Source organism: Butyrivibrio sp. WCD3002 (genome assembly GCF_000424265.1).
Taxonomy (GTDB): domain Bacteria; phylum Bacillota; class Clostridia; order Lachnospirales; family Lachnospiraceae; genus Butyrivibrio.
Map to the genome: position 1 here is coordinate 1 of NZ_AUJO01000044.1, position 3,083 is coordinate 3,083.

At 43.5% G+C, this 3,083-nt stretch carries 3 protein-coding genes; all 3 read left to right on the forward strand.

The features are described from left to right. The first annotated feature begins 196 nt into the window (after positions 1-196). A complete protein-coding gene (gene tnpA, locus G608_RS22700; protein ID WP_051209498.1) occupies positions 197-631 on the forward strand; it encodes an IS66 family insertion sequence element accessory protein TnpA in 435 nt (144 codons plus the stop codon). Continuing rightward, positions 628-981: an IS66 family insertion sequence element accessory protein TnpB gene (gene tnpB / locus G608_RS0117685; protein WP_026497098.1), complete on the forward strand. Its 354-nt coding sequence runs from the start codon at positions 628-630 to the stop codon at positions 979-981. Before tnpA ends, tnpB begins: the two co-directional genes overlap by 4 nt. 144 nt (positions 982-1,125) lie before the next feature. Further along, a complete protein-coding gene (tnpC, locus tag G608_RS0117690) occupies positions 1,126-2,964 on the forward strand; it encodes an IS66 family transposase (protein ID WP_026497099.1) in 1,839 nt (612 codons plus the stop codon). The last annotated feature ends 119 nt before the right edge of the window (positions 2,965-3,083 follow it).

Sequence of the window (3,083 nt, forward strand, 5' to 3'; positions counted from 1 at the left end):
GTAAGCGCTCATTGTAGCCCCGTAGTTACGGGGTTATATTTTTGCCCTAAAATAGTCTTAGGCAGGATGAACCTGGCTGTGACTTGTGCAACCGTTGCTTTGTGATTCTATTTCGTTATAGTAGAGCAAACGGCTCTCCATCCCGCCTAACATAGTATAGTAAACGAATCGCTATCGCCATGGAGGAGAAAAGACAATGCCGAAACCACTAATGAGTGATGAAGAATGGTTCAACTTCCTGAAGGAATGCCGTAGCAGCGGAATGTCCGATAAAGACTGGTGCATAATGCATGGCATACATCCTTCTACACTGTACAAGGTCATTAAACGACTTCGTCAAAAAGCATGTAACATACCTGATCATGAAGATAAAACTTTTCCCTTAAAACAAGAAGTTGTAGAAGTGGCTTCAATAGATGACAATGGTGTAATAACAAAGCCACAGGTCCAGGAAACAATGCCATCAACAGATGAAAAAATACCAATGCTCCCTTTCGCTCCCACAGCCAACGAACCTCAGCTAGATGCTACTGTGCGGATTGTCATGCCTTCAGGGGTTAAGGTAGAGATGTCAAACAATGCAAATGCAGCCACCATCAGGAATATATTGGGTGTGCTGCAAACACTGTGATCGGCGATCTTTCCGGTGTCAAAAAGATATATCTGATCACCGGCCGAACAGATATGAGAAAGTCAATCGAGGGTCTGATGGCACTCGTTAAAGATGTATATGATCTTGATCCTTATTCAAATGCAGCATTCTTTTTTTGCGGCAGACGTGCCGACAGAATCAAAGTGTTACATTTTGAACCGGACGGAATGACTCTGCTTTACCACAGGCTGGATGAAGGCAGATATCGTTGGCCAAGAAATAAATCCGAAGCGCTTGAGCTATCAAGACAGCAGCTCCGATGGCTTCTTGAAGGACTGGAAATTGAACAGAAATGTTCGATTTCCAAAGCAAAAAAACGAGACTTTTGACATAAAAATCAGCGCTTTTAACTAACAAAAAAGTGCACAAATATTTCTGCTATATAGCCCTGAAAGTGCCGTTTTTTCGGCATTTTTAGGGCTATTAATCATCCTGAGTCATTGGTAAAATAGATATAGAAATGGAGATAAATCATGTCGGCTTCCAAGAGCAATCCCACAACAGAAAAGCCAACTGAATATCAGTCTGATGAGACTATGAACGCCCGTGAACTAAAGGTCCTGTTATCACAAGTGATGGAGCTGAACAGAAGCCTGCAGGCTACTGTTGACAAACAAACCAGTACTATAGCAGAACTTACTCGTGAGCTGGAATGGTTTCGCAGAAACATGTTTGGAAAAAAAGCTGAAACTTCCAAAAGATTTGATGACTATGGTGATTCTGGCATGCATCAGATGAGCCTGTTCGACTCCATGAGTGAGGAGCAGAAACTTATGCTTGGAATCACTGATGGGAAACAGGATGAAAAGATCACTGTTAACAGCTATAAGCGAACCAAGACTGAGCGCAAAAAGAAACGTACACGCGAGGAACTGCTTGCCAATGCCAAGAAAGGTGATGATAAGAGAATCTATGCTTCTGATGAAGAAAAGATCTGTGATCTGTGTGAGTCAGAAATGGTTCATTTTGGCTGGGAGTATGTCCGCACAGAGGTTGAGCATATCCCGGAAGAAATCATATATCATGAAGTTTATGTAGAAAAGCTGATATGCAAAAACTGTAAGGAAGAAGATGATCTTTTCATAACAAAATGTGCAACCGCGCCACCAGCTTTGATTCCGCACAGCTTTGCCACGCCCTCTCTTATCGCTTTTGTGGGATATCAGAAATATCAGATGGGAGTACCGAACTACCGACTTGAAAAGCACTTTGAACGTAAAGGAATACTCATATCAAGGGCTTGTATGGCAAGCTGGCTCATATGGACCGCTGAAAATATATTTTTCATTCCGTACGAGATTGCACATCAACTGATTAAGAAGCGCTTTATTGTCAATGCTGATGAAACCACTGCTCCTGTAAACAAGATAGTTGAGCTGGAACCTCTTGCTGATGAGAACGGCAATCCTCTGAATGTAGTTGCAGATGTTGACTATGTTGAAATCCGCAAGGAATGCGAGGCAGAATCAGCAGATGAAACTGACGATACTGACGAAGAAAAGAATAAGGCTATCAGCGGCAGACAGAACTGCTATATGTGGATCTTCGCATCTGTGTATGGAACTGATAAGCCCCTGATCCTGTATGAGTACCAACCATCACGCGGAGGCTATAACTGCCGCAACTTCCTTGGAGCAGATTTCTCAGGATACCTGATGACTGACGGCTTCTCCGGATACAATAAGATGGAGAATGCAAAACGGCTTACATGTGCAGACCACGTGAGACGGAAGTGGTTCGAAGCGATCAGAAATAAATCCGGGCCTCTGAACTATGAAGATCCGGCTGTAGTCGGCTTCATGGCGATAAACAAGATATATCAGGAAGAAGCCCTTCTTAAGGGATTGGATCCTGATATCATTAAGGTCAAGCGCCTTGAAAAGGAGAAACCCAACTGGGATGCATTTAAGGAATGGCTTGAAAAGCTTGATCCGGCCGGAGGCTCAGCCCTTCGGAAGGCTGTTAATTATACCCTGAATAACTGGGACAAACTTATGCGTTATCTGGAGGACGGAAGGCTGCCTTTGTCAAATGCAGCCGCTGAACGCTGTGCAAAATCGTATGCGACCATAAGGAAGAACATGCTCTTCCATGATACTTCCAGAGGAGCCAGATCCGCTGCTATCATCAAGTCTCTTATTGATACAGCAGCTGCAAATAACCTTGATCCTGAACTCTACCTGACAGAACTTTTGGAGCATGCCCGAGACTTTGTTAATGAGCCTGCACGGGCAGCCGAGTATATGCCATGGACTGAAAAGATGCAGGAAAGGTGCATGAATAAGACTAGGAAGGAAGATCTCAATCAGTAGGATTCGTACCTAGAGTAGATCTGATTTCTAAAAATTTAAAAGGCCACCGGAAAGGTTTATTTTTTTAAGCCATTCTGGTGGTCTGGTTGGTTATGAACGGGTGAGTGAAAAGCGCTTAC

What these genes read in the sequence shown, in the direction of transcription:
- tnpA (WP_051209498.1), top strand. Translation starts at nt 197, where the DNA reads ATGCCGAAACCACTAATGAGTGATGAAGAATGGTTCAACTTCCTGAAG.
- tnpC (WP_026497099.1), top strand. Translation starts at nt 1,126, where the DNA reads ATGTCGGCTTCCAAGAGCAATCCCACAACAGAAAAGCCAACTGAATAT.